Genomic DNA, 561 nt, shown 5'->3' with positions numbered 1-561 from the left:
CAACAACCGCAACAATCATTCCCCCAGCAACAACAACCGTTGATTCAGCTATCTCTACAACAACAGATGAACCCCTGCAAGAATTTTCTCTTGCAGCAATGCAACCCTGTGTCATTGGTGTCATCCCTCATATCAATGATCTTGCCACGAAGTGATTGCCAGGTGATGCAGCAACAATGTTGCCAACAACTGGCACAGATTCCTCAGCAGCTCCAGTGTGCAGCCATCCATAGTGTCGTGCATTCCATCATCATGCAGCAAGAACAACGACAAGGCGTGCAGATCCGGCGGCCACTGTTTCAGCTCGTTCAGGGTCAGGGCATCATCCAACCTCAACAACCAGCTCAATTGGAGGTGATCAGGTCATTGGTATTGAGAACTCTTCCAACCATGTGCAACGTGTATGTCTCACCTGACTGCTCCACCATCAACGCACCATTTGCCAGCATAGTCGTCGGCATTGGTGGCCAATGAAAAATGCAAGAGTTATGCTAATAGGTAGATGGATCATCGTTGCTTAGCTGATGCACCAATCGTTGTAGCGATGACAAATAAAGTGGC

The 561-nt window shown here is 48.3% G+C and carries 1 protein-coding gene; it reads left to right on the top strand.

What is annotated here, in order from left to right; genetic code table 11:
• On the top strand, positions 1-474 hold a 474-nt coding region (locus ILP92_RS18985; protein WP_198917844.1), incomplete at its 5' end, for an alpha-amylase inhibitor/seed storage/lipid transfer family protein.
• Between the last annotated feature and the right edge of the window lie 87 nt (positions 475-561).

Origin of the sequence: Palleronia pontilimi, assembly GCF_016412875.1 — a bacterium.
Taxonomy (GTDB): Bacteria; Pseudomonadota; Alphaproteobacteria; order Rhodobacterales; family Rhodobacteraceae; genus Palleronia; species Palleronia pontilimi.
Note: the sequence above shows the minus strand (reverse complement) of the source record. Positions and strands in the feature narration are given on the sequence as shown.